Here is a 22,750-nt window from a genome sequence, read left to right as displayed (position 1 = left end):
ATGATCACCTCACGCTTTTTCAATTGGGGCAAACTTGGCGAGCAGGCGCTTGATGCCGACGGCCGGGAAAGCGATATCGAGTTCGAGCTGATCGCCTTCACCACGCGTCTGAACGACCGTGCCTTGTCCCCACTTTTTATGATTGGCCTTGTCCCCGACATTCCAACCGATCGATTCGGCGCCGGACGACTGGGCGAGTTTCGGTTTAGGTTTCGAACTGAAGCCGTTCACGGGAAGTTTCCCTGGTGACTCGACCGGATTCCATGGCATCGGCTTCTTCGCTTTGCCTGAGCGCTCCAAGAGCGTCTCTGGCAACTCGTGCAAGAAGCGCGACTCCGGGTTGTTTTGGAAACGTCCATACAACATGCGCGACTGGGCCCGCGTCAAATAGAGACGTTTTTCGGCCCGCGTGATGCCGACGTAGGCGAGACGGCGTTCTTCTTCCATCTCCTCCGGGTCGTTCAACGCGCGGCTGTGCGGGAACAACCCTTCTTCCATCCCAATCAAGAAGACGACCGGGAACTCGAGTCCTTTGGCCGAGTGCAGCGTCATGAGCGTGACTTGGTGCAACTCGTCGACTTCTTCGAGCGAATCGAGATCCGAGACGAGCGTCAAATCGGTGAGGAAGGCGACGAGCGTCTGCTCGTCACTCTCTTTCTCGAAGTTTTGGGCGACCGAGAGGAATTCTTGCAAGTTCTCGAGGCGGCTCTCGGCTTCGAGCGTCTTCTCGATTTTGAGCATCTCTTCGTAGCCTGACTTCTTCAACACTTCTTCAATCAACTCCGAGATGGACAAGTAGTCAGCCATTTGACGCAAGTCGACCATCAATTGTCGGAACTCGGCGAGCTTCGTCGCTGTGCGCGGCGCAATGCCCGACAGCTCGATGTCGCGAATCGCTTCCATGAGCGACACGCCTTGCATCCCGGCGAAGTCGCCGAGTTTGTCGACCGTCGCGGCACCGATGCCGCGTTTCGGTTCGTTGACGACACGGACGAACGAGATGTCCTCGTCCGGGTTGGCGATTAAGCGCAAATACGCCAAGACGTCCTTGATTTCTTTTCGCTCATAGAACTTCGTCCCGCCGACCATCTTATACGGGATGTTCGACTTGAGCAGCATTTCCTCGAGTCCGCGTGATTGGGCATTCGTCCGGTACAGGACGGCCATCTCGCCGTAATCGATGCCTTCTTGGCGAAGCTCTTTCATCTGATTGATGATGAAGAACGCTTCATCCCGGTCGTCCGAGGCGACGTGAAGGAGGAGCTTCTCGCCTTCAACGTTCTCGGTCCAGAGCTGCTTGTCTTTTCGACCCGAGTTGTTTTGAATGACGCCGTTCGCCGCTTCCAAAATCCGTTTCGTCGACCGATAGTTTTGTTCGAGCAAGATGACGTGCGCGCTCGGATAATCTTTCTCGAACGTCAAGATGTTGGCGATATCGGCGCCGCGCCAGCGATAAATCGACTGATCCGAGTCACCGACGACACACAAGTTCTCATGCGCCTGCGCAAGTAACTTGACGAGCGTGTATTGGGCCCGGTTCGTATCTTGATACTCGTCGACGTGGATGTATTGGAATTTCTTCTGGTAGAATGCGAGCACGTCCGGCGCTTCTTGGAACAACTGAATCGCCTTCATGATCAAGTCGTCAAAGTCGAGCACGTTGTTCTGCTTCAATTTCTTCTCATACGCCGTGTAGACGTCCGAGATGACTTTCTCGTACGGGTTGTTGCCGACGAGTGCGGCCGCATCTTGCGGCGTGCGGAGCTCGTTCTTATGGTTCGAGATCATGCCGAGCAGCGTCCGCGGCTCATATTTTTTCGGGTCAAGGTTCAGCTCTTTGAGTACTTGCTTGATGGCCGTCAATTGATCGGACGAGTCGAGAATCGAGAAGTTCCGATCATAACGGATGCGATCGATGTCACGGCGTAAAATCCGGACGCACATCGAGTGGAACGTCGAAATCCAAATATCATCCGCGACGCCACCGACGAGGCGGGCGATCCGGTCTTTCATCTCGCGCGCCGCTTTGTTCGTGAACGTAATGGCGAGAATGTTCCACGGTGCGATTTGTTTCGACGCCATCAAGTAGGCGACGCGATGCGTCAAGACACGTGTTTTCCCAGACCCCGCCCCTGCCATGATGAGCAGCGGGCCGTCCGTATATTTGACCGCCTCCGCTTGCGGAGGGTTCATGCCTTTGACTAATTCTTCACTCAAGTTATACATAATCGTTTCCTTTCTCCATCCAAACATTTGTTCTTATTTTATCGGAGTGCCGCGACAGTCGCAAGCGCTCCTTCGAAATTGTCATAAATCACATTGCCGACGACAATCGTATCCACGTGCTCGGCCATCATCCGAGCCGACTCATATCCGGTGATGCCACCCCCATAAAATAGATGGGCGTCCGGCACGGCCAGCCGTACTTCTTGGACGAGCTCGACCGATCCGAACGTGCCGCTATACTCCACATACAAGGACGGCAGGCGGAACAAGCGATGCCCCGCTTCGGCATAGGCAATCGTCGCCTCGATGGACAGATTGGTCTTCGCCTCGGTCACATGGGCCACTTTCGCATCCGGATTCAAGACGATATAGCCTTGGCCGGTCACATCCGCATGAAACAAGTGTCCGTATCGTTCAAACGCCTTCATTTGATGACCGATGACCCAGTCCACGTGACCCGCGTTCAACACGGTCGGAATGAAATAGTGGTCGAAGCCACGAATCACCTGCTCGGGATGGCTCATCTCGAGCGCGAGCGGAATGCCGCATCCTTCGAGACGAGTATAGAGCGCGAACGTGTTCTCGGCGTCGACCCCGTCCGTCCCGCCGATGAGGAAAGCGTCCGTGCCCGAACGGATGAGTGCCGCGAGCGCCGAATCATCGAGCGGTTTATTCGGATCTAGTTTAAACACGTGGCGCCACGATTGAAAATCCATTCGGCTTCCCTCCCATTCGATACCTTCTCTAGTGTAGCGATTTTTCTCCTCGCTTGCATCTGTTGAACAAAAAAAGACTTGCCGCGGCAAGTCTCAAGCACGTCTGGCGTGCGTCTTTTGTTCGCGGGCCGTCATCCATTTGGCGACGACGAGTGCGAACAGTCCGTATACCGGGATGAACCAGAGTGGATTGGCCAAAAAGAAGCCGAGCACCGGAATCTCGAGTAACGGTGAATCGGGCGAACAGAGCGCCGTTCCGTTCACGACCGCGATGAACGGCAAGACCGGGACGGCAAACACGTAACCAAAATTGATCCAAAAAGCCTTCATGACCTGAGCTCCTTAGCCTAAGATGATTGATTCTTTCGGATAGTTGTACATTCGTTTCGGCTGTCTCCGCTGCAAAATCAAAATGAAGGCGATGACACCGATTCGACCGATGAACATGAGGATCGTGAGCACCCATTTGCCGACGTTACTGAACTCTGCCGACAGACCGACCGACAAGCCGGTCGTCCCGAACGCCGAGCACGCCTCGAACAAAATACGGGTGAGCGATGCGTCTTCAAAGAAGGTGAGCACCATGACCCCGGTGAGCAAGACGGCGAGCGACACGGTGATGATGACGAAAGCTTTCCAAATATCTTCGAGCACAATCTCGCGTCCGAACACTTTGATGGACGAGTCCCCGCGAATGAACGCGATGACCCCGAGCACGGCGACGGCGAACGTCGTCGTCCGAATCCCCCCACCGACCGAGGACGGGGACGCCCCGATGAACATTAGAATCGATAACAATAACATACTGCCTTCCGAGAACAAGTTGACATCGACCGTCGTCAAGCCCCCGTTTCGCGTCGTCACGGACTGGAATAACGAATCCGAGAGCGCGAGCCAGAGCGGTAAACCTTTGAACGCATTATTGTACTCAAATAGAAACAAGCCGACGGTCCCGACCGCGATCAATCCGAAGAACGTCGATACCGTCAGTTTCGTGAATAACGAGAAGCGGCGCGGGAATTTTTCACGTTTCCGCATAATTCGGTTCGTTAAATAAGTGCGAATCTCGACGAGGACCGGGAAGCCGATGGCACCACCGGTCATGAGCGCGATTTGCGTAAAGATGACGAACGGGTCTTCCCGGAACGGCGCGAGCGAGCTGCCGGTGATATCGAACCCGGCGTTCGTCGTCGCACTGACCGAACCGAACAGGCCTTGCAGGAACGCCTCGCTGGCCGTATCAAAGTAATTTAAGTAATGGACCCCGAGCATAATCGCCCCGATCGCTTCAATCGTGATAACCGTGATGACGATTTCCGCAATGTATTTTACGATTCCAGACATCGACGTCTGGTTTTGGTCCCGTAAAATCAGCTGACGCTCGCGAAAGCCGATCCGCTTTCCGAGCAAAATCCACATGATGACGTGCAAACTGATCAGACCGACCCCGCTCACTTGAACGATGAACAGGATGATGAACAGCCCGAACGTCGAGAACGTCTCCGTCACGACGATTGGCGTCAAGCCGGTGACGCTGACACAGCTGACCGCGAAGAAGACGAGATCGGTGAACGTGATCGTGACACCTGGCTGTCGCGCAATCGGTAAGGCGAGCAAAATAACCGATAACACGACCGCCGCACTATAAATCAACACGAGTGTCTGGACCGGCGTCAGGTTTCGAAAGAACAGCTGTACATTTCGTTTCATAAACTTGTCTTGCATCTCGCCCCTCCTCTCCCATCAAAAACAAGATGACTCTTACGAGTCACCTTCTGATTGTTGTAGACGTTCAAGGGCAAGGTCATAACCGCCAGACCCGTAGTTCAAGCAACGCTTGACGCGGGAGATGGTGGCTGTCGAAGCACCTGTCGCTTCTTCAATTTTATGATAGGTGCTACCTTCACGAATTTGGCGGGCCACTTCAAGCCGTTGGGCGAGCGCCTGTACTTCGTTCACGGTCGCTAAATCTTCAAATAGTTGATAACAATCTTCGAGTGTATCGAGCTTCAAAATCGCCTCAAACAGCTGATCGAGCTCTCGTCCTCGTAATTTATCGAGTTGCATCCGCAAGCATCCTCTCTCATCGTACTTCTTTATCATTCTAAAGCACGACCGGCTCGGACTCAACTGTTCATCGTAAAATCGCCGGAAATAGTATTTGTTTCTTCATCACTTCGTAAATCCCGAGCGGTGTGGCCCGGACGTATGGCAAGTGCGTCGACGCCAAGAATAAGAGTGTATAAATCGGATCTTCGAACTTGTACCCGCGTGCGAGTAGCTCGGCCCGCAGCACTTCTTCTTGGACAATCAGTTGTTCGACCGGTTCCTTCGACGTCATGCCACAGAGCGGGAGCGGGATTTCCGCGACGATTTCACCGCGATCGACGAGGACGATGCCGCCGCCAAGTTCTTTCATCCGCTCAAACGCCATCATCATGTCGTGTTTACATTTTCCGAGAATTAAATAGTCGCCGCTAATCGAATACGAGCTGACAAGCCCCCCGAAGTCGTTGGCGAATCCTTTCAATACCGTATTGAGGCGCCATTTCCCTTCTTTGTCGAGCAGCATGAGGAACGACTCGTCCCCATCGCGCGGCAACTCATCTTGGCCGGTATCATGCGAGATTTTGAACAGTTTCATGATGACCGAGTTGACCATATCGAGCCCGACCGGCATGCTGAATGATAAGTCGTTCGGCGTCAGTTCGATGTCGACGTTCGTTGACGGCATCAAAGCAAGCGCTGCATCGACGAGCTCGTTCGGAAATTCGGACGTCCCGTCCCGATAAATCCATTGCCCTTTAGCAATGACAGCGGTCGGACGTGGCTCATCAATCGCATCAAGAATATTGAGATGGGCGATGCGTCCCGGCGCAATCGAACCGAGGACGTGATCGAGCCCGAAGTGTCGCGCCACGTTCAACGAGACGATGCGGTATGCTTCAATTGGAGGCAATCCCGCTTCAATCATGATTTTCACGAGCGCGTCTTGGAGCCCGTCTTGATAAAATCCTGGCGTCGATCCATCCGTCGTGACCATCACATGGTCGAACGCCTCGAGTCCGGCGTCGAGCAGACCACGGATGATGCCCGGGAGGTCGGGACGGATTGAGGAATGACGGAGCGTCGTCGTATAACCGTGTTCAAGCCGGCAGAGCGCTTCTTCGGCCGTCATCGCTTCATGGTCGCTGTGAACACCCATCAGCGCCATCTTCGTCAACGTCTTCGCCGAGGCACCTGGGAAGTGGCCTTCGACCGGGAGCCCGCACGTCTCCGCATCAAGCATCCACTGCAGCATCTCGTCATCGCCTTTCAACGTCCGCGGCCAGGCCGTCAATTCTCCGGCCATGATGACGTCTGGGTGATTGAACCAGGCGTGAATCCGCTCAGAGTCGACGAGGACACTATCGCGGTCGAGTTCGGTCTGCGTATCGAGACGCGCCCACCAGTATGTGCTCGTCGGAAGTTGTTGCATCGCTTCCAGTTGCGCAAACGCTTGCTCCTTATTTTGTAAAAAAAGAAGCATGTTGTCATTCACGAGCGTTGTCGTCCCCCGCTCGCCTGCATACTTCGACAGCGTCGCCGGATTATAAAGTTGGAATGGATGCGCGTGCGGCTCGATATAGCCCGGTACGATGTATTTTCCTGACACGTCCACCGTCTCGACGGCCGCTTTCGGTACATCTGGTCCGACATAGACGATTCGGTCATGCTCAATCCATATGTTTGCTTGTTTCCACTGCTTCACGTACATGTTTAAGTATGTGGCATTCGTCAATACGAGCGAAGGTGGTCTGACTTGGCTCACGACTTCTAATTGTGACCGAATCATCGCTTTAGACCACGGTGCCCGCGCCGATCGTTTTGGTGGCATCGAACCCAATCCTCCCTTTATCGCCTCGCCATTATTATCAGACAATAATTTTGTAAGCGTTTTCTTTCGTCTGGTTCAAGTTTACCTTTTCTCTGAAAGGCTCGCAAGCTATGTTGCCCATTGTAACGGAATTCACATGAAATTCACACAAATAAAGACGCCTCCCGAGGGAGACGCCTTCACCAATCGTACATCGTGACCGTCTTTTTCAAATAATGCTCGAGTTGGGCGAGCGGAACGGGCTTGCTGTAATGATAGCCTTGAATGAGCGAGCTGCTGTGCTCAAGCACGAAAGCAAGCTGTTCCGGACGTTCGACCCCTTCGGTGACGATATCGAGCCCGAGCGTCTGGAACGTCTGGTATAATCCCTCGAGCAACGCCCGGTCGAACGTGTTCTCCGGAATCCCTTTGACGAAGTTCTGGTCGATTTTAATCAAGTCGAGTTGGAGCGACTGTAAAAACGACAGCGACGACGTTCCTACTCCGAAGTCATCGAGCGAGATTTTGACACCGATGGCCTTGAGCGCTTGAATGAACTGTTGTAGTTCATATAAATTGCCGCCGACTTCGCTCTCGGTGATCTCGACATGGAGACAGTGGGGATCAAATCCCGAACTCGTCAACACGCGTTCCAATGAAGCTAAAAACGACCCGTCGGCGATTTGGCGCTTCGACACGTTAATCGAGAGGAACAAGTGATGGTGCGTCACTTGGTCTTTCATCTCGCGGACGGCCTGTTCGAGTACCCACCGGCCCAAATCAGAGATGAGACCGAGCTGTTCGGCAACCGGGATGAACAGTCCCGGTGAGATTTGACCTTTCGTCGGATGGTTCCACCGAACGAGCGCCTCGACGCCACGTACGGCAAACGGGCGCGGTGACACGATCGGCTGGTAATACAGTTCGAACTCATCATGTTCGAGGGCATGTCGAAGATCGCGCTCCATCTCGAGCGTCTGTAAATAGTGACTCCCGTCCTCGATTTCTTGGAATGTGAGCACCCGATTCTTCCCGGACAGTTTCGCCTCATGAATGACGACATCGAGCCGGCCCATCATAATCTCGTACGTATGGTTCGGTTCGGCGCAAGTGAACACGTCGATTCCGATCGTCACAGCCATCCCCTTCACCCCGTTGACCTCGGCCCAGTCTTTCAAGTCTTTGGTCAACCGCCGGGCGACCGGTTGCAATTGTTCGAGCGTCCAGTCTGGATGGACGAACATGAACTCGTCGGCCCCGATACGGGCAACAAATCCATCTTCTTTATAAAAGTTAAGCCGGGAAGCGATATAAATCAGGACGGCATCCCCCGTCCGGTGTCCGTACTGGTCGTTGATGCGCCGAAAGTCGTCCAAGTCCAAACCGAGCACACCGATTTGATCTTGCTTGCCGCGCACGTTCGAAAAGTAGTCCTCGAGCGCGAGCCGATTCGGGAGCAATGTCAACGCGTCACGGAACGCCCGATCAATCACTTCGGCGCGTGTGTCTTCGAGTGCCGCGAGCACTTCATTCATGCTCGTCGCCATCTGTTCAATCTCATCGTGGCTGTTCGCGTCACGACTGAGCCGGAGTCGGCTGTCCCGTTCGAGCGTGATCACTTTCAACTCGCTGACGATTTCCATGAGACGCCGAATCACGACACGGTGAATCGTCCATAGCAACGAGAAAAAGAGACCGAGCCCGAGGACGACGAGGGCAATCATTCCGAGCCGCAACATCGCCACCGTATTTTGATAATGCGTTTGTTCGACGGTGAACATCACTTCGAAATCGGACTGTTGAAACACGGTGCCAAGCGGAATCACGACATCGGTCCCGGCGTCGCCATCCATGATGACCGTCTGATTTTGACGTGCGGGTTGAATGCTTAACGGAATTTTCGTCTGAGCGCTCATATCCGCTACGAACGCCGCGTCGACGAACTCGAGCATGACGAGCGTCCCTTGACTCGGACCGCTCCTGTCACTCCGTAAAATCGGGTGACTGACGTACAGCGTCGGACCAAAGTCACTCGCATAGACACCGTTTTGCGTATCTTGCTGATTGCTCAAGCGGGAAGTGACCGCCTTGATGAGCGCTTGTTGATCGGCTGTCGATAATGTCGTCCCCGCTGAACGAAACGACGAGTAGAACGCTTCTCCGTCCCGGTCCAAATAGACGATAGCGTTGACGCTCAAGTTTTCAAGCGATTCCTCGCTAATGTTACTTTGAACATAGGATGCGTTCCGTTTTTGAACGAACGTATACGTATCATTCCAGACGGCCCAGTCGACGAGTGTGCGCTCGAGCGTATGCTTTCGATTGGCGAGCGTTTCGGACACGCTCGCGACTTGACTCTCGACCGTCTGCCGATCTTGTTCCATGCTTTTCTCGATAAAATAAGGACGGACCCCAAAAAAGATGACTCCGACAAACACGACTATATTCACGGCCACCGCAATCATGAGCTTCGTCCGAATGCGCACGTCGACCACCTTCTTCCTTCAATCTACTCCATAATTGTAGAGCAGGAAGTGTGAATTCCCTTCTTTTCGCATGAAAAAAAGGACGGGTTGACCCATCCTTTAAAAAATACGTGCCAATGCCCGTCCCCCGATGTCTCGACGGTAGAACGTCTGTGGCAAATCAAGTTGTTCGAGTGCCGTATAGACGGCATGTTTCGCTTCGAGCAAGGTCGGTTTCGTTGACGTCAGCACGAACAGACGCCCCCCGTTGCCGACGATGTCCGCCCCGTCACGGGTCGTGCCCGCATGAAATACGAGCACGTCGTCTCCAAAGTCACCGAAGCCTGACAATACTTGCCCAGTCGTCGCTCGCTCCGGATACCCTTCTGCCGCGACGACGACGCCAATCGTATAGCCGTCCACCCATTCAATCGGATACGGTTTCTGGTCCACAACCGCCTCGATGACGTCGAGGAGCGGGGATGCCAAGTTCGGGAGAATGACCTCGGTCTCGGGATCGCCGAACCGTGCATTGAACTCGATTACTTTCGGACCGTCCGCCGTCAAGATGAGACCCGCATACAAGAATCCTTCGAACGGGGTGCCTCGCTCGACCATCGTCCGCGCGAGCGGGAAGAGCACGCGCTCGACCGCTTCCGCATACACGGCATCGTCGAGATGAGGCATCGGACTGTATGCCCCCATGCCGCCCGTGTTCGGTCCTTTGTCGCCGTCAAAAGCACGTTTGTGATCTTGAGACGTGATCATCGGGATGACGTGCTCGCCTGAGACGAACGCCATGAGCGAGAACTCTTCCCCGTCCAAATACTCTTCGATGACGACACGGGACTGGTCCCCGAACTTATCGGTGTCGAAGATGTCGTGAATCGCTGCCCGCGCCTCATCGAGTGTGAACGCGACGGTCACGCCCTTGCCGGCAGCGAGCCCGTCTGCTTTGACGACGAGCGGGGCTTCCGACAAATCGAGATGGCGTAACGCCGACGCAGCGTCGGTGAACGTGTCATATCCCGCTGTCGGAATATCGGCTTCGCGCATCACTTCTTTGGCGAAGGCTTTACTGCCTTCCAAAAGTGCTGCCGCTTTCGACGGCCCGAAGATGCGTTGTCCTTCTGCTTGAAACGCATCGACGACGCCGGCCATCAGGGCCGATTCCGGACCGACAATCGTCCAGTCGATTCCTTCACGCTTCGCAAACCCGACGAGTGCCGAGACATCTGTCTCTTCAATCGGTACGCACGTCACGCCATCCATATTGAGATTACCAGGGGCGACGAACACTTCGTGTCCGTCTTGTCCCAACTTCCAGGCGAGCGCGTGTTCACGGCCGCCGCGTCCAATGACGAGTACGTTCATCGTATCGCTCCTCTCAATGTTTGAAGTGTCGAACTGACGTGAACACCATCGTGATACCGTGGCGGTTCGCCGCTTCGATGGACTCTTCGTCACGAATCGATCCGCCCGGTTGAATGATGGCCGTGATGCCGGCCGCGGCCGCAGCCTCGACCGTGTCCCCCATCGGGAAGAACGCATCGCTACCGAGCGCAGCCCCTTGAGCACGTTCACCCGCTTGTTCGAAAGCGATTTTCGCCGCACCGACGCGGTTCATCTGTCCTGCACCGATGCCGATTGTCGTCTCATCTTTGGCGACAACGATGGCGTTCGATTTCACGTGTTTGACGACACGCCACGCGAGCTTCAAGTCTTCCCATTCGGACGCCGTCGGACGACGGTCCGTCACGATTTGACATGACGCATCATCGAGGGTGACATCGTCTCCGTCCTGCACGAGCAGACCGCCCGCGACGGCTGTCAATCGCATCCCTGTCATCTGGCCCATGTCGAGCGTCAATAACCGAAGATTCTTTTTCTCTTTCAATCGGTCAAGTGCTGCCTCACTAAAGGATGGCGCGATGATGATTTCTAAGAAGATGTTACGAAGTGCTTCTGCCGTCTCTAAATCGACTTCACGGTTCAAGGCGACAATGCCACCGAAAATCGAGACCGGATCGGCCGCATGGGCTCTCGAGAACGCTTGGCTAATCGTTTCTCCCACAGCGACACCGCACGGGTTCATATGTTTGACGACGACCGCTGCCGGCTCCGTCAGTTCACTGAGCGCCTCGAGCGCCGCATTCGTATCTTGGATATTGTTATAGGAAAGTTCTTTACCGTGCAATTGCTCCGCGTTCGCGAGCGTCATCCCGTGATAGAGCGGCGTCTTATAAAACGCTGCCTGTTGGTGTGGGTTCTCTCCGTAGCGAAGGTCTTGTACTTTCTCATACGTGACCGTGAGCTGTTCCGGGAACGTCTCGCCAATCTGCTGCCCTAAATAGTCGGCAATCAAGGCGTCATACGCCGCCGTGTGACGGAACGCTTTTGTCGCGAGGCGTTGGCGTGTCTCGAACGTCGTCCCACCGGCGCGAACCGCTTCGGCGACGTGACCATAGTCAGCCGGATCGACGACGACCGTCACGCTGGCATGGTTTTTTGCGGCCGAACGGAGCATGCTCGGTCCACCGATATCGATATTTTCAATCGCTTCTTCATACGTCGCATTCTCTTTCGCAATCGTCTCTTTAAACGGGTACAAGTTGACGACAACATAGTCGATTGGCTCGATGTCGTGGTCTTTCATCTGTTCGACGTGCGAGTCCAAATCGCGACGTCCGAGCAGTCCGCCGTGAACGAGCGGATGGAGCGTCTTCACGCGTCCGTCGAGCATCTCTGGGAACGACGTCACGGCTGAGATGTTTTTTACCGGAAGGCCGGCCGCGATGAGCGCAGCTTCCGTCCCGCCTGTCGAAATGAGTTCGATGCCCGCTTCATGCAACGTCTGCGCGAGCTCGACGATTCCTGTTTTATCTGACACACTCAGTAATGCTCTCACTTGAAAACCTCCTGTTGGATAAACACTTGTTGTAGTACGCGCGGATAGAGCTGATGCTCGACCGCTTGGATGCGCCTTGTCGCTTCCATAGCATCACAGCCGGCGATCGCGACGTCTTGTTGGGCGATGATCGGTCCCGTGTCCATCCCGGCATCGACGTAATGAACCGTGACCCCGCTCGTCGGCACGTTCGCCGCGAGCGCCTGACCGATGGCGTCTTTTCCTGGGAACGCCGGTAACAGCGACGGATGAATGTTGATGATCTGGTTCGGATATGCTGACAGCAATACATCCCCAATCAACCGCATATACCCGGCCAAGACGATATAGTCTGCGCCGAGTGCCTGTAATAAGACGAGAATCTCTTGTTCGAATTCAGCTTTTGAGGCGTACGTCTTCGGTTCGAATGAGAAGGTCGGGATGTTGAACCGATCCGCCCGTTCAAGTACTTTCGCTTCTGGTTTGTCCGTGACGAGCAGGACACATTCCCCTGACAAGTCGCCTCGGTCAATGGCTTGCCAAATCGCTTCGGCGTTGCTACCCGACCCGGAGGCGAAGATGGCAAACTTTTTCACTGGTCGACCCCCATGATGCGGACTCCTGGTTTGGCATCAACTTTCCCGATACGGTGCGACGTCTCCCCGGCGCGTTCGAGCGCGGCTTCGACGGCTTCAACATCTTCAGGACGGACTGTGATCATGAAGCCGATACCCATATTGAACACGTTGAACATCTCTTGTTTCGAGACGTGCCCGACTTGTTCGAGCCAGTCGAACACGGGCAGGCTCGGCCAATTCGATGCGTCGAACGTGACACCGAGGCCTTCTGGCAGCATGCGTGGCACGTTCTCGTAAAAACCGCCGCCCGTGATATGGGCCATGCCTTGGACACGCCCCGTCGCGATGGCGGCTTTCGCCGCTTCGGAATAGATGCGTGTCGGCAACAAAAGGGCGTTCCCGAGCGTCGTATCGAGCATGGCGATTTCATCAGTGTAGGCGAGTCCTTGCGATTCAACGATATAGCGGACGAGCGAGAATCCGTTCGAGTGGACACCGGATGACGCGAGTCCGAGGACGATGTCCCCCGCTTCAATCGTCCGTCCATCGATGAGTGCTTCCTTCTCGACAACACCGACGGCGAATCCGGCGATATCATATTCGCCGTCCGGATACATCCCCGGCATCTCGGCCGTCTCGCCTCCGACGAGGGCACAGCCCGCCTGGACACACCCTTCGGCGACGCCTGCGACGATGCGCTCCAATTTGGCCGGTTCCGCTTTGCCGGTCGCGATATAGTCTAAGAAATAAAGCGGTTCGGCCCCGTGGACGAGACAGTCATTGACACACATCGCCACACAGTCAATTCCAATCGTATCATGTTGGTCGAGCGCGAACGCGAGTTTAAGCTTCGTGCCGACCCCATCCGTTCCGCTGACGAGAATCGGATGTTTCAACTGCATCGAGCCAAGGTCGATCATCGCCCCGAAACTACCGAGCCCGGTCATCACTTCTGGACGCATCGTCCGTGCAACGTGACGCTTCATGCGTGATACTGCCTCATAGCCTGCTTCTAAATTCACACCCGCTTGTTCATATCTTAAACTCATCGTCAGTCCCCCTCAAGCTTTTGTCTCTGTTACAAGTTCCGCCAGTTCAGTTGGATAAAGTCCGGTGAAGCAAGCGGCGCACTGCCCGCGCAAGTTCCCTTCGAACGGCCGGTCGATCGCTTCGACCGTCCCGTCCAATGTGAGGAACGCCAGTGAATCGGCCCCAATCTCTTCTTTAATCTCTTCGATGGATTTGGTGGCCGCAATCAACTCTTCCTTTGATGATGTATCGATGCCGTAATAGCACGGATGCTTGATCGGTGGTGACGTGATGCGCACATGCACTTCTGTCGCCCCGGCTTCACGGAGCAACTTGACGATACGTCGGCTCGTCGTCCCGCGGACAATCGAGTCGTCGACCATGATGACCCGCTTCCCGCTCACGACACCCCGTAGCGCTGACAGTTTCATCTTGACGCCGCGCTCCCGTAACTCTTGCGACGGTTGAATGAACGTCCGGCCGACGTAGCGGTTTTTGATGAGTCCCATCTCGTACGGAATCCCACTCGCCTCAGCGTAACCGATGGCCGCTGAGATGCTCGAATCAGGGACGCCGGTGACGACGTCCGCTTCGACCGGTGCCTCATCGAACATCTTCTTCCCCATCGCCTTACGGGCCGTATGCACGTTGACGCCATCGATGATGGAGTCCGGCCGCGAGAAGTAGATGTATTCCATAGAACACATCGCGCGGACCGAGGCCTCGCTGTACCGCTCCGACACAATCCCGTCTTGCGTGATCATGAGCAGTTCCCCTGGCTCGACATCGCGTACGTACGTCGCCCCCACGACGTCAAACGCACATGTCTCTGAAGCGAACACGTAAGCTCCGTCCTCGGTCTGGCCGAGCGAGAGCGGGCGTAAGCCGTGAACATCGACGCCGACGTAGAGTGCGTCTTCCGTCAAGAAGAGGAAGGCGAACGCGCCGACGAGACGTGCCAAGCTGTCCGCGATTCGCTCTTTCATCGAGTTGCCGCGGCTCCGCTTAATCAAATGGGCGACGACTTCCGTGTCGGACGTCGTCTGGAAAATCGCACCTTCCGCTTCAAGCATATGTTTCAACTCGTTGGCGTTGACGAGATTCCCGTTGTGCGCCATCGCCAAATCGCCCGTGAGCGATTTGAAGTGGAGCGGTTGGACGTTCTCAAGCGTGTTGCCGCCTGCCGTCGAATAACGGACATGACCGATGGCGTGATGGCCGGTCAATGCATCGAGCGACGGTTCGTCGAACACTTCAGCGACGAGGCCGAGCCCGCGTTTGGCGTGCAAGCGCTCGCCGTCAGCCGTGACGATGCCTGTTCCTTCTTGTCCCCGGTGTTGCAGGCTGTGGAGGCCGTAGTAGGCGAGGTGTGACGCTTCGTGGTGATTGAATACCCCGAATACCCCGCACTCCTCGTTCATGCCTCGGATGTCATATAACATGGAATAGCTCCTTCCCATACCCGTTCAAGCTCTGTGACGTCCATGTCGATGAGGCGGTCGCTCGCGCGGACCGTCAATTGTGGCGTGTCTGTCACCTGCCCGATGCGTGACGCCTTCGTCAAGGATGCGAACGCATCAGCCTGATGCGGTGCGACCGTGACGAGGAACCGTGACTGTGATTCACTGAAGAGCGTCGTCACGAGATCTGTGTCGACCGTGACGTCTGCACCGAAGCCTGTCCCGAACACGAGTTCAGGGAGGGCCGCGGCGAGTCCACCTTCTGAGACGTCGTGGGCCGCCGTGACAAGTCCTTCCCGAATCGCCGTAAGGAGTGCTTGTTGCTGACGACTCTCTGTCTCAAGGTCAAGCGTCGGCGCCTGCCCGCTCACTTTGCCGTCTTGAAGCATTTGAAGCGCACTGCCACCGAACTCAGGTTTCGTCTCGCCGAGCAGGAAGATGATGTCGCCAGACGCTTTCGCGAACGACGTCGTAATATGCTCCGGCTTGTCGATCAAGCCGACCATGCCGACGACCGGTGTCGGATAAATCGCCGTCCCGTTCGACTCATTGTATAGCGAGACGTTCCCACCGATGACCGGTGTGTCGAGGGCACGGCACGCTTCGGCCATCCCTTCGACAGCTTGGTCGAGCTGCCAGAACCCTTCTGGCTTGTCTGGGCTACCGAAGTTCAAGCAGTCCGTGAGCGCGAGCGGTGTGGCGCCGCTGGCGACGATATTGCGTGCCGCTTCGGCGACCGCGATGGCACCGCCGACACGCGGGTCGAGGTACACGTATTTGGCGTTGCAGTCCGTCGTCATCGCGAGCGCTTTGTCTGTGTCGCGAATCCGGATGACGGCCGCATCACTGCCTGGTGCGACGACGGTTGATGCTTGGACCATGTGATCATATTGTTCATACACCCAACGTTTTGAGGCAATCGTCGGCATGGCAAGCACGTCTTTCCATGTCGTGAGTACGTCCGTGACGACCGGTTGGACCGGCGCCATCGCTTGGAACGTCTCATAATATGCCGGTACTTTCGACGGCTTATGGTAGACCGGTGCGTCTTCTGCGAGCGCGTCGACCGGTACTTCGGCTGCGACTTCCCCGTGATGGAGAAGACGGAGCACTTTTTCTTCGATGACTACACCGACTTTGATCGCATGAAGTCCCCACTTCGTGACGATTGCTTCGATTTCATCTTCATGCCCTGCCTTGACGACGAGAAGCATCCGCTCTTGTGACTCGGACAACATCATCTCGTAAGGCGTCATGTCAGCCTCGCGTTGTGGGACGAGGTCGAGGTTCATCTCGATGCCCATGCCTGCCTTCGATGCCATTTCGGCCGAAGACGACGTGAGACCAGCCGCTCCCATGTCTTGGATCCCGACGAGGGCTGGGTGCTTAATGACTTCCAAACACGCCTCAATCAACAGTTTCTCCATGAATGGGTCACCGACTTGGACGGCCGGGCGTTTCTCGTCTGCATCCTCACCGAGTTCTTCCGAGGCGAACGTCGCCCCGTGAATGCCGTCGCGTCCTGTCGTCGCGCCAACGTACATGACCGAGTTGCCGACACCTTCGGCAATCCCTTTTTGAATGTCTTCATGGCGAATGAGTCCGACGCACATCGCGTTGACGAGCGGGTTGCCGGCATAGGCCGGGTCGAACGCGACTTCCCCACCGACCGTCGGGATGCCGACACAGTTGCCGTAACCAGCTATGCCGGAGACGACGTGGCCGAAAAGATGTTTCACACGTGATTCGTTCAAATCTCCGAAGCGGAGCGAGTTGAGGAGTGCGACCGGTCGCGCGCCCATCGAGAAGATGTCGCGGATAATCCCGCCGACCCCTGTGGCCGCACCTTGGTACGGCTCAATCGCCGACGGATGGTTATGGCTCTCGATTTTGAACGCGACGGCCTGGCCATCGCCAATGTCGACGATGCCGGCACCTTCCCCGGGTCCTTGAAGGACATGTTTCCCAGTAGTCGGGAATTTCCGGAGGACAGGCTTCGAGTTTTTGTACGAACAGTGTTCAGACCACATGACCGAGAATAATCCGATCTCTGTGTAATTAGGCTCACGACCGAGCAGTGAGACGACGAGCGCGTATTCCTCATCGGTCAAGCCCATCGTGGCGTAAAGTCGCTCTTCACGGATGTGTGTTGCTGTCGGTTCAGTTGTAAGTAGCATGTCGAGTCCCCCATTTCACTATCGAAGTGAATAATCGTTTGCCATCTTCCCCGCCTAAGAGTGCTTCGACCGCTCGTTCCGGGTGTGGCATCATTCCGAGTACGTTGCCTTGTACGTTCGTGATTCCTGCGATATTCGCGACCGATCCATTCGGATTGTCGGTATACGTGAAGGCGATTTGCCCGTTCGCTCGGAGCGTCTCGAGTGTCGCCTCGTCACAGTAGTAGTTGCCTTCCCCGTGCGCGATTGGGACTTGAATCGTCTCCCCGAGCGCATAATCATTCGTGAACATCGTCTCGTTCGTTTCGACTTTCAATTCGACTGTCTTGCACATGAACTTCAAATCACGGTTGCGCATCAATACGCCCGGTAGGAGTCCTGCTTCGACGAGCACTTGGAATCCGTTACAGACGCCGAGTACTGGACGCCCTTCTTCGGCGAATCGTTTCACTTCGTTCATAATCGGTGAGAACTGGGCGATGGCACCGCATCGCAAGTAGTCTCCATATGAGAAGCCGCCTGGCAAGAGCACACCGTCGTACCCATCAAGCGACGTTTCCGTATGGAACACATAGTCCGCTTCTTCACCGAGGACATCTTTTACGGCATGATACAGGTCGAGGTCACAGTTCGATCCCGGGAAGACGATGACAGCGAATTTCATGCGAGTACCCCCATCTCGATCCGATAGTTCTCGATGACCGTGTTGACGAGCAACTTCTCGCACATGTCACGCACCATCGCTTCGGTCGTCTCATCTGCCACTTGAAGCTCGATGACTTTCCCGATGCGTACCGACTCTACCCCTGTAAAACCGAGATGTTCGAGTCCACCTTTTACGGCGACGCCTTGTGGATCCAGTACACTTTCACGTAATGTCACGTACACGTTTACTTTTTTCATTGGCCCATTCCCCCTATGCGTGTTAACAGTTGGCTATATGTGTCTGTCAGAGATCCGAGGTCTCTGCGGAAAACGTCTTTATCGAGCTTTTGTTTCGTCTCTTTGTCCCAAAGCCGGCACGTGTCTGGTGAAATCTCGTCAGCAAGAATGATTGTGCCGTCGACTTTACCGAACTCAAGTTTGAAATCGATTAAATCAATGCCATGTTCATTAAAGAAATCTTGCAATACATCGTTGACCCACAGGCCAAGTTGTCGCAATGTTTCGACTTCTTTGTGTGTGGCAACTTGCAGTAAACGGATATGGTCCTCTGTTAGGAGCGGATCTCCGAGTGCATCATCTTTATAGTAAAACTCGACGATTGGTGATAGAAGCGGTGTCCCTTCTTCCCAACCGAGTCGTTTGGCCAGGCTCCCGGCGGCGACGTTCCGAACGACGACTTCGAGCGGGATGATGTCGACACGGCGCACGAGCTGCTCGCGGTCCGATAATCGCTTAATGAAATGCGTCGGAATCTTGTTATCGTGCATGAGTTCGAACAAGCGCGTCGTGATGGCATTGTTCAATACGCCTTTTCCGGCAATCGATTCTTTCTTCTCCCCGTTAAATGCTGTCGCGTCATCTTTATAATAAACGCGGAGCACACCCTGTTCTTCAGTCTCGAATAACGCTTTCGCTTTACCTTCGTAAATTGCTTCCATCTGTATCGTCCCCCTTAAAAGTGAGAGGGGCATGAAGCCCCTCAACGATCACAAACCACAGCGTTCAAAAATGACATCGACACGGCGCACGTGATGGCTCGGGTCGAATAGGTCGTCGAGCTCGTCACTCGTGAAGAGTGCGCCCATCTCGGCGTCTTGTTCAATCAAAGTGCGGAACATCGTCTCTTCTTCCCACGCCTGCATCGCCTTAGGTTGAACGACGTCATACGCAGCTTCGCGCGACCATCCTTTTTCAATCAACGCGAGCAAGATGCGTTGCGAGAAGATGATGCCAAATGTCCGGTCCATATTGCGCCGCATGTTGTCCGGGAAGACCGTCAAGTTCTTCACGATATTGCCAAAGCGGTTCAACATGTAGTTGAGAAGGCTCGTCGCATCCGGAAGAATGATTCGTTCGGCTGAAGAGTGCGAGATATCACGTTCATGCCAGAGTGGGACGTTCTCATACGCCGTCACCATATGACCGCGAATGACACGGGCCAGGCCGGTCATGTTCTCTGAACCGATCGGGTTACGTTTATGCGGCATCGCTGACGACCCTTTTTGACCTTTGGCGAAGAATTCTTCGACCTCACGTGTCTCTGTCTTTTGAAGGCCGCGAATCTCTGTCGCCATCTTCTCGATCGATGTGGCAATCAAAGCGAGCGTCGACATGTATTCGGCGTGACGGTCACGTTGTAACGTCTGCGTCGAAATCGGGGCTGCTTGAATCCCTAATTTGTCACACACATATGATTCGATGAACGGATCGATGTTTGCGAACGTACCGACCGCACCACTCATCTTACCGAATTCAATCGTCTCGCGGGCTGCCATGAACCGTTTCTTGTTGCGCTTCATCTCTTCGTACCAAAGGGCGAGCTTCAATCCGAACGTCGTCGGTTCTGCATGGACACCGTGTGTACGCCCCATCATGATGTCGTATTTATGAGCTTTCGCTTTCTCAGCAAGGATGTCGATGAAACGGTCGATGTCAGCTTCTAAAATATCGTTCGCTTGCTTAATCAAGTACGATAAGGCCGTATCGACGACGTCTGTCGAAGTCAGTCCGTAATGCACCCACTTCTTCTCTTCACCGAGTGTCTCTGAGACGGCACGGGTGAATGCGATGACATCATGACGCGTCTCTTGCTCGATTTCAAGGATGCGCTCGACATCAAACGATGCCTTGTCCCATAAGACGGCGACATCTTCCTTCGGGATGATGCCAAGTTCGCTCCACGCCTCGCAGGCGTACAGTTCTACTTGGAGCCATGCCTCAAATTTATTCTGGTCTGTCCAAATCGCCGCCATCTCAGGACGGGTATAACGTGAAATCATAAAACGGTCTCCTTCCAAATTGCCAATTGTTCGATGGTCTGAAGCGCTTCTTCGACGGAAGCGGCAATCACGTTCAAGTGCCCCATCTTCCGTCCCAGCTTCGCTTCTTCTTTCCCATACAAATGTAGTTTAACATTCGACGGTAACGTTTGCGGGTCCAGCTCGTCCATATGTTCGCCTAACAGGTTGACCATGACGACCGGTGTGTATAACGTCGTTCGTCCGAGTCTCATCCCGGTTATTGCCCGAATGTGTTGCTCGAATTGTGACGTCTCACAAGCATCAATCGTGTAATGCCCTGAGTTGTGAGGGCGTGGCGCAAGTTCATTCACGTACAACGAACCGTCTTCCATAATGAACAACTCAACCGCAAGCGTACCGATCAGTCCGATGTGGTCAGCAAGCTGGAGCGCCAAATGACGCGCTTCTTCTAAAATATCAGGCTCCACTCGTGCCGGTACAATCGAAAGATGCAAAATGTTGTTTCGATGAACGTTCTCACTGATGGGGAACGTCGTCGTCTCGTGTGTCCCTCTCGTCACGATGACGGAGATTTCTTGTTTAAAAGGAAGCCAAGCCTCGGCCACATATTCTGTCTCCACGAACTGTTCTGTGAACGAGCGTGCGTCTTGTTCTGAACGTATTACGGTTTGACCTTTACCGTCATAACCGAAGCGGCACGTCTTGATCACGAACGGAAAACCTAACACGTCTCTTGCTCGAATGACATCGCGGACGGAACGGACTGGAACGTAAGGTGCGACTCGAAGACCTGCCCCTTCAATCATTTGTTTTTCAAAGATTCGATGCTGCGTCGCCTTCAAGACATCCATCCCTTGAGGACATTTGTCAGCAATGGCCTCAATCATCGCCGTATCAATGTTCTCAAATTCATAGGTGATGACGTCTGAACGATGTGCAAGTTCACGTGCTGCGGTAACGTCGTCGAATGCAGCGGCGATACTCGGTGCGACCTGAGCGGCGGGTGCGTTTGAGTTTGGATCGAGGCTTAACGTTTCGTACCCAATTGCACTCGCGCTGAGCGACATCATGCGCCCTAACTGACCCCCACCTAAAATGCCGATTCTCATTAGATTAGTTCCTCCGTTGCTTGAAGTGCCATATCGCGCTTGGCTTGGCGATATGTATCCAGGCGTTCAATCAGTTCAGGGAATTGCAGACTGAGGATTTGAACGGCGAGCAACGCCGCGTTCGTCGCCCCGGCACGGCCGATAGCGACCGTTGCTACTGGTACACCTGCAGGCATTTGAACAATTGAGAGCAAGGAATCAAGTCCATTTAACGCTTTAGATTGAACAGGCACTCCGATGACAGGGAGCGTTGTTTTCGCTGCGACCATTCCCGGTAAATGAGCTGCCCCTCCTGCTCCTGCAATGATGACATGTATGCCTCTCGTACGGGCCTCTTCAGCATATTCAAACATCAAGTCCGGCGTCCGATGTGCCGAGACAACTTGTTTTTCATATGGAATACTCAATTCTTCTAGGATGTCACAAGCATGACGCATTGTTTCCCAATCAGACGAGCTACCCATGATTACACCTACTGTTGCCTTCACTTAAATGTCCCCCTTAAATAAAGAAATCCCTAAACCGAATAACCAGTTTAGGGTATAGGCCACGACAAAAAAATGTCGACTATACCCCATAGTCTGATCAGAATCGGCGATCAGGTAGAAACTTGCGAGCCATTTCCTCGCGATTATATGGAGCACTATTTAATTTGTTATCAACTCACACGCCTATCGTACCTTGTTCTTTCAAAACATGTCAACAAACTGCGAACAATTTAATTGTCTGAATATTTATCGTTCGTCTTTAGTGCTGTTAAAATACAAAAAAACCGCCACGCATTCGTGACGGTTTGGCATTATGATTTGAGAGCAACGCACTCAAACAAAATCGATTGATGGGAATGTACAGGTTCGTCTTTGGTTCCCGTTTGTTCAAAGACAGGCTTTTCAATCCTACGTACCGGGCGATACCCCATTTGAGCAATTCGATTTAAACAGTCATCGATCGTCTCGTTTGGCTCGACGTATACTTTGATTTTTTTGGCCATCTGTTCTTCCTCTCTTTCATTTGAATCGCGATATAAATAAAAAAAGCGGCGGCCCTTGAGCGAATGCTCCAGAACCACCGTTTGCCTGGCGACGTCCTATCCTCACAGGGGGAGACCCCCAACTACTTTCGGCGCTGAAGTGCTTAACTTCCGTGTTCGGCATGGGAACGGGTGTGACCACTTCGCCATCGCCACCAGATATCGAGAGAGATCGTTCTCTCAAAACTGAAGACTCATCAATTCACACAAACCTTAGACTAGATCAAAGCCTCGACCGATTAGTATCATTCAGCTCCACACGTCGCCGTGCTTCCACCCATGACCTATCT

20 protein-coding genes, 1 rRNA gene and 1 riboswitch are annotated in these 22,750 nt (G+C 54.2%); all 21 genes read right to left on the bottom strand.

Annotated features, from left to right (window positions below; all coding sequences use genetic code 11):
* Positions 1–9: 9 nt before the first annotated feature.
* Positions 10–2,226: a DNA helicase PcrA gene (gene pcrA / locus KNO58_RS11110; protein WP_214753902.1), complete on the bottom strand. Its 2,217-nt coding sequence runs from the start codon at positions 2,224–2,226 to the stop codon at positions 10–12.
* Between the two features lie 38 nt (positions 2,227–2,264).
* The gene (pcrB, locus tag KNO58_RS11105) at positions 2,265–2,942 is read right to left on the bottom strand and encodes a heptaprenylglyceryl phosphate synthase (RefSeq protein ID WP_214753900.1); all 678 of its coding nucleotides are present in this window, start codon (positions 2,940–2,942) and stop codon (positions 2,265–2,267) included.
* A 93-nt stretch (positions 2,943–3,035) separates the two neighbouring features.
* On the bottom strand, positions 3,036–3,272 hold the full coding sequence (locus KNO58_RS11100) for a hypothetical protein (protein WP_021065206.1): 237 nt from the start codon (positions 3,270–3,272) through the stop codon (positions 3,036–3,038).
* Positions 3,273–3,284: 12 nt separating this feature from the next.
* Positions 3,285–4,667: a TrkH family potassium uptake protein gene (locus tag KNO58_RS11095; protein WP_214753899.1), complete on the bottom strand. Its 1,383-nt coding sequence runs from the start codon at positions 4,665–4,667 to the stop codon at positions 3,285–3,287.
* A gap of 36 nt (positions 4,668–4,703) precedes the next feature.
* Entirely contained in the window at positions 4,704–5,009 is a 306-nt protein-coding gene (locus tag KNO58_RS11090; RefSeq protein ID WP_034781303.1) for a YerC/YecD family TrpR-related protein, read from the bottom strand.
* Positions 5,010–5,076: 67 nt separating this feature from the next.
* On the bottom strand, positions 5,077–6,819 hold the full coding sequence (locus KNO58_RS11085; RefSeq protein ID WP_214753898.1) for an adenine deaminase C-terminal domain-containing protein: 1,743 nt from the start codon (positions 6,817–6,819) through the stop codon (positions 5,077–5,079).
* A 179-nt stretch (positions 6,820–6,998) separates the two neighbouring features.
* On the bottom strand, positions 6,999–9,284 hold the full coding sequence (locus tag KNO58_RS11080) for a bifunctional diguanylate cyclase/phosphodiesterase (protein ID WP_260570817.1): 2,286 nt from the start codon (positions 9,282–9,284) through the stop codon (positions 6,999–7,001).
* A 99-nt stretch (positions 9,285–9,383) separates the two neighbouring features.
* Positions 9,384–10,637 (bottom strand): phosphoribosylamine--glycine ligase, encoded by a 1,254-nt coding sequence (purD, locus tag KNO58_RS11075; RefSeq protein WP_214753896.1) that lies wholly within the window; start codon positions 10,635–10,637, stop codon positions 9,384–9,386.
* Between the two features lie 13 nt (positions 10,638–10,650).
* The gene (purH, locus tag KNO58_RS11070; RefSeq protein ID WP_214753895.1) at positions 10,651–12,171 is read right to left on the bottom strand and encodes a bifunctional phosphoribosylaminoimidazolecarboxamide formyltransferase/IMP cyclohydrolase; all 1,521 of its coding nucleotides are present in this window, start codon (positions 12,169–12,171) and stop codon (positions 10,651–10,653) included.
* Positions 12,168–12,746: a phosphoribosylglycinamide formyltransferase gene (gene purN, locus KNO58_RS11065; RefSeq protein ID WP_214753893.1), complete on the bottom strand. Its 579-nt coding sequence runs from the start codon at positions 12,744–12,746 to the stop codon at positions 12,168–12,170. The genes purH and purN overlap by 4 nt, the downstream gene beginning before the upstream one ends.
* Positions 12,743–13,777 (bottom strand): phosphoribosylformylglycinamidine cyclo-ligase, encoded by a 1,035-nt coding sequence (purM, locus tag KNO58_RS11060; protein WP_214753892.1) that lies wholly within the window; start codon positions 13,775–13,777, stop codon positions 12,743–12,745. Before purM ends, purN begins: the two co-directional genes overlap by 4 nt.
* A gap of 12 nt (positions 13,778–13,789) precedes the next feature.
* Entirely contained in the window at positions 13,790–15,199 is a 1,410-nt protein-coding gene (gene purF / locus KNO58_RS11055; RefSeq protein WP_021065197.1) for an amidophosphoribosyltransferase, read from the bottom strand.
* The gene (gene purL, locus KNO58_RS11050; protein ID WP_214753890.1) at positions 15,175–17,394 is read right to left on the bottom strand and encodes a phosphoribosylformylglycinamidine synthase subunit PurL; all 2,220 of its coding nucleotides are present in this window, start codon (positions 17,392–17,394) and stop codon (positions 15,175–15,177) included. Before purL ends, purF begins: the two co-directional genes overlap by 25 nt.
* The gene (gene purQ / locus KNO58_RS11045; RefSeq protein ID WP_214753887.1) at positions 17,378–18,058 is read right to left on the bottom strand and encodes a phosphoribosylformylglycinamidine synthase subunit PurQ; all 681 of its coding nucleotides are present in this window, start codon (positions 18,056–18,058) and stop codon (positions 17,378–17,380) included. The genes purL and purQ overlap by 17 nt, the downstream gene beginning before the upstream one ends.
* Positions 18,055–18,297 carry a phosphoribosylformylglycinamidine synthase subunit PurS gene (gene purS / locus KNO58_RS11040; protein ID WP_021065194.1) on the bottom strand — a complete coding sequence of 81 codons (243 nt, stop codon included), beginning with the start codon at positions 18,295–18,297 and terminating at the stop codon, positions 18,055–18,057. Before purS ends, purQ begins: the two co-directional genes overlap by 4 nt.
* Positions 18,294–18,998: a phosphoribosylaminoimidazolesuccinocarboxamide synthase gene (purC, locus tag KNO58_RS11035; RefSeq protein ID WP_214753885.1), complete on the bottom strand. Its 705-nt coding sequence runs from the start codon at positions 18,996–18,998 to the stop codon at positions 18,294–18,296. Before purC ends, purS begins: the two co-directional genes overlap by 4 nt.
* Positions 18,999–19,046: 48 nt before the next feature.
* On the bottom strand, positions 19,047–20,339 hold the full coding sequence (gene purB, locus KNO58_RS11030; protein ID WP_214753883.1) for an adenylosuccinate lyase: 1,293 nt from the start codon (positions 20,337–20,339) through the stop codon (positions 19,047–19,049).
* Positions 20,336–21,430, bottom strand: coding sequence for a 5-(carboxyamino)imidazole ribonucleotide synthase (purK, locus tag KNO58_RS11025; protein WP_214753881.1), 1,095 nt, complete (start codon positions 21,428–21,430; stop codon positions 20,336–20,338). The genes purB and purK overlap by 4 nt, the downstream gene beginning before the upstream one ends.
* On the bottom strand, positions 21,430–21,918 hold the full coding sequence (gene purE / locus KNO58_RS11020; protein ID WP_214753880.1) for a 5-(carboxyamino)imidazole ribonucleotide mutase: 489 nt from the start codon (positions 21,916–21,918) through the stop codon (positions 21,430–21,432). The genes purK and purE overlap by 1 nt, the downstream gene beginning before the upstream one ends.
* 69 nt (positions 21,919–21,987) lie before the next feature.
* Positions 21,988–22,089: riboswitch (purine riboswitch) on the bottom strand.
* A 140-nt stretch (positions 22,090–22,229) separates the two neighbouring features.
* Positions 22,230–22,421 carry an NETI motif-containing protein gene (locus KNO58_RS11015; RefSeq protein ID WP_114167258.1) on the bottom strand — a complete coding sequence of 64 codons (192 nt, stop codon included), beginning with the start codon at positions 22,419–22,421 and terminating at the stop codon, positions 22,230–22,232.
* An 83-nt stretch (positions 22,422–22,504) separates the two neighbouring features.
* Positions 22,505–22,620: ribosomal RNA gene (gene rrf, locus KNO58_RS11010) — 5S ribosomal RNA — on the bottom strand.
* Positions 22,621–22,750 lie beyond the last annotated feature (130 nt).

The sequence above is a fragment of the Exiguobacterium sp. J17977 genome (assembly GCF_018616375.1).
Taxonomy (GTDB): Bacteria; Bacillota; Bacilli; order Exiguobacteriales; family Exiguobacteriaceae; genus Exiguobacterium; species Exiguobacterium mexicanum.
This window is presented reverse-complemented; position numbering and strand designations above follow the sequence as displayed.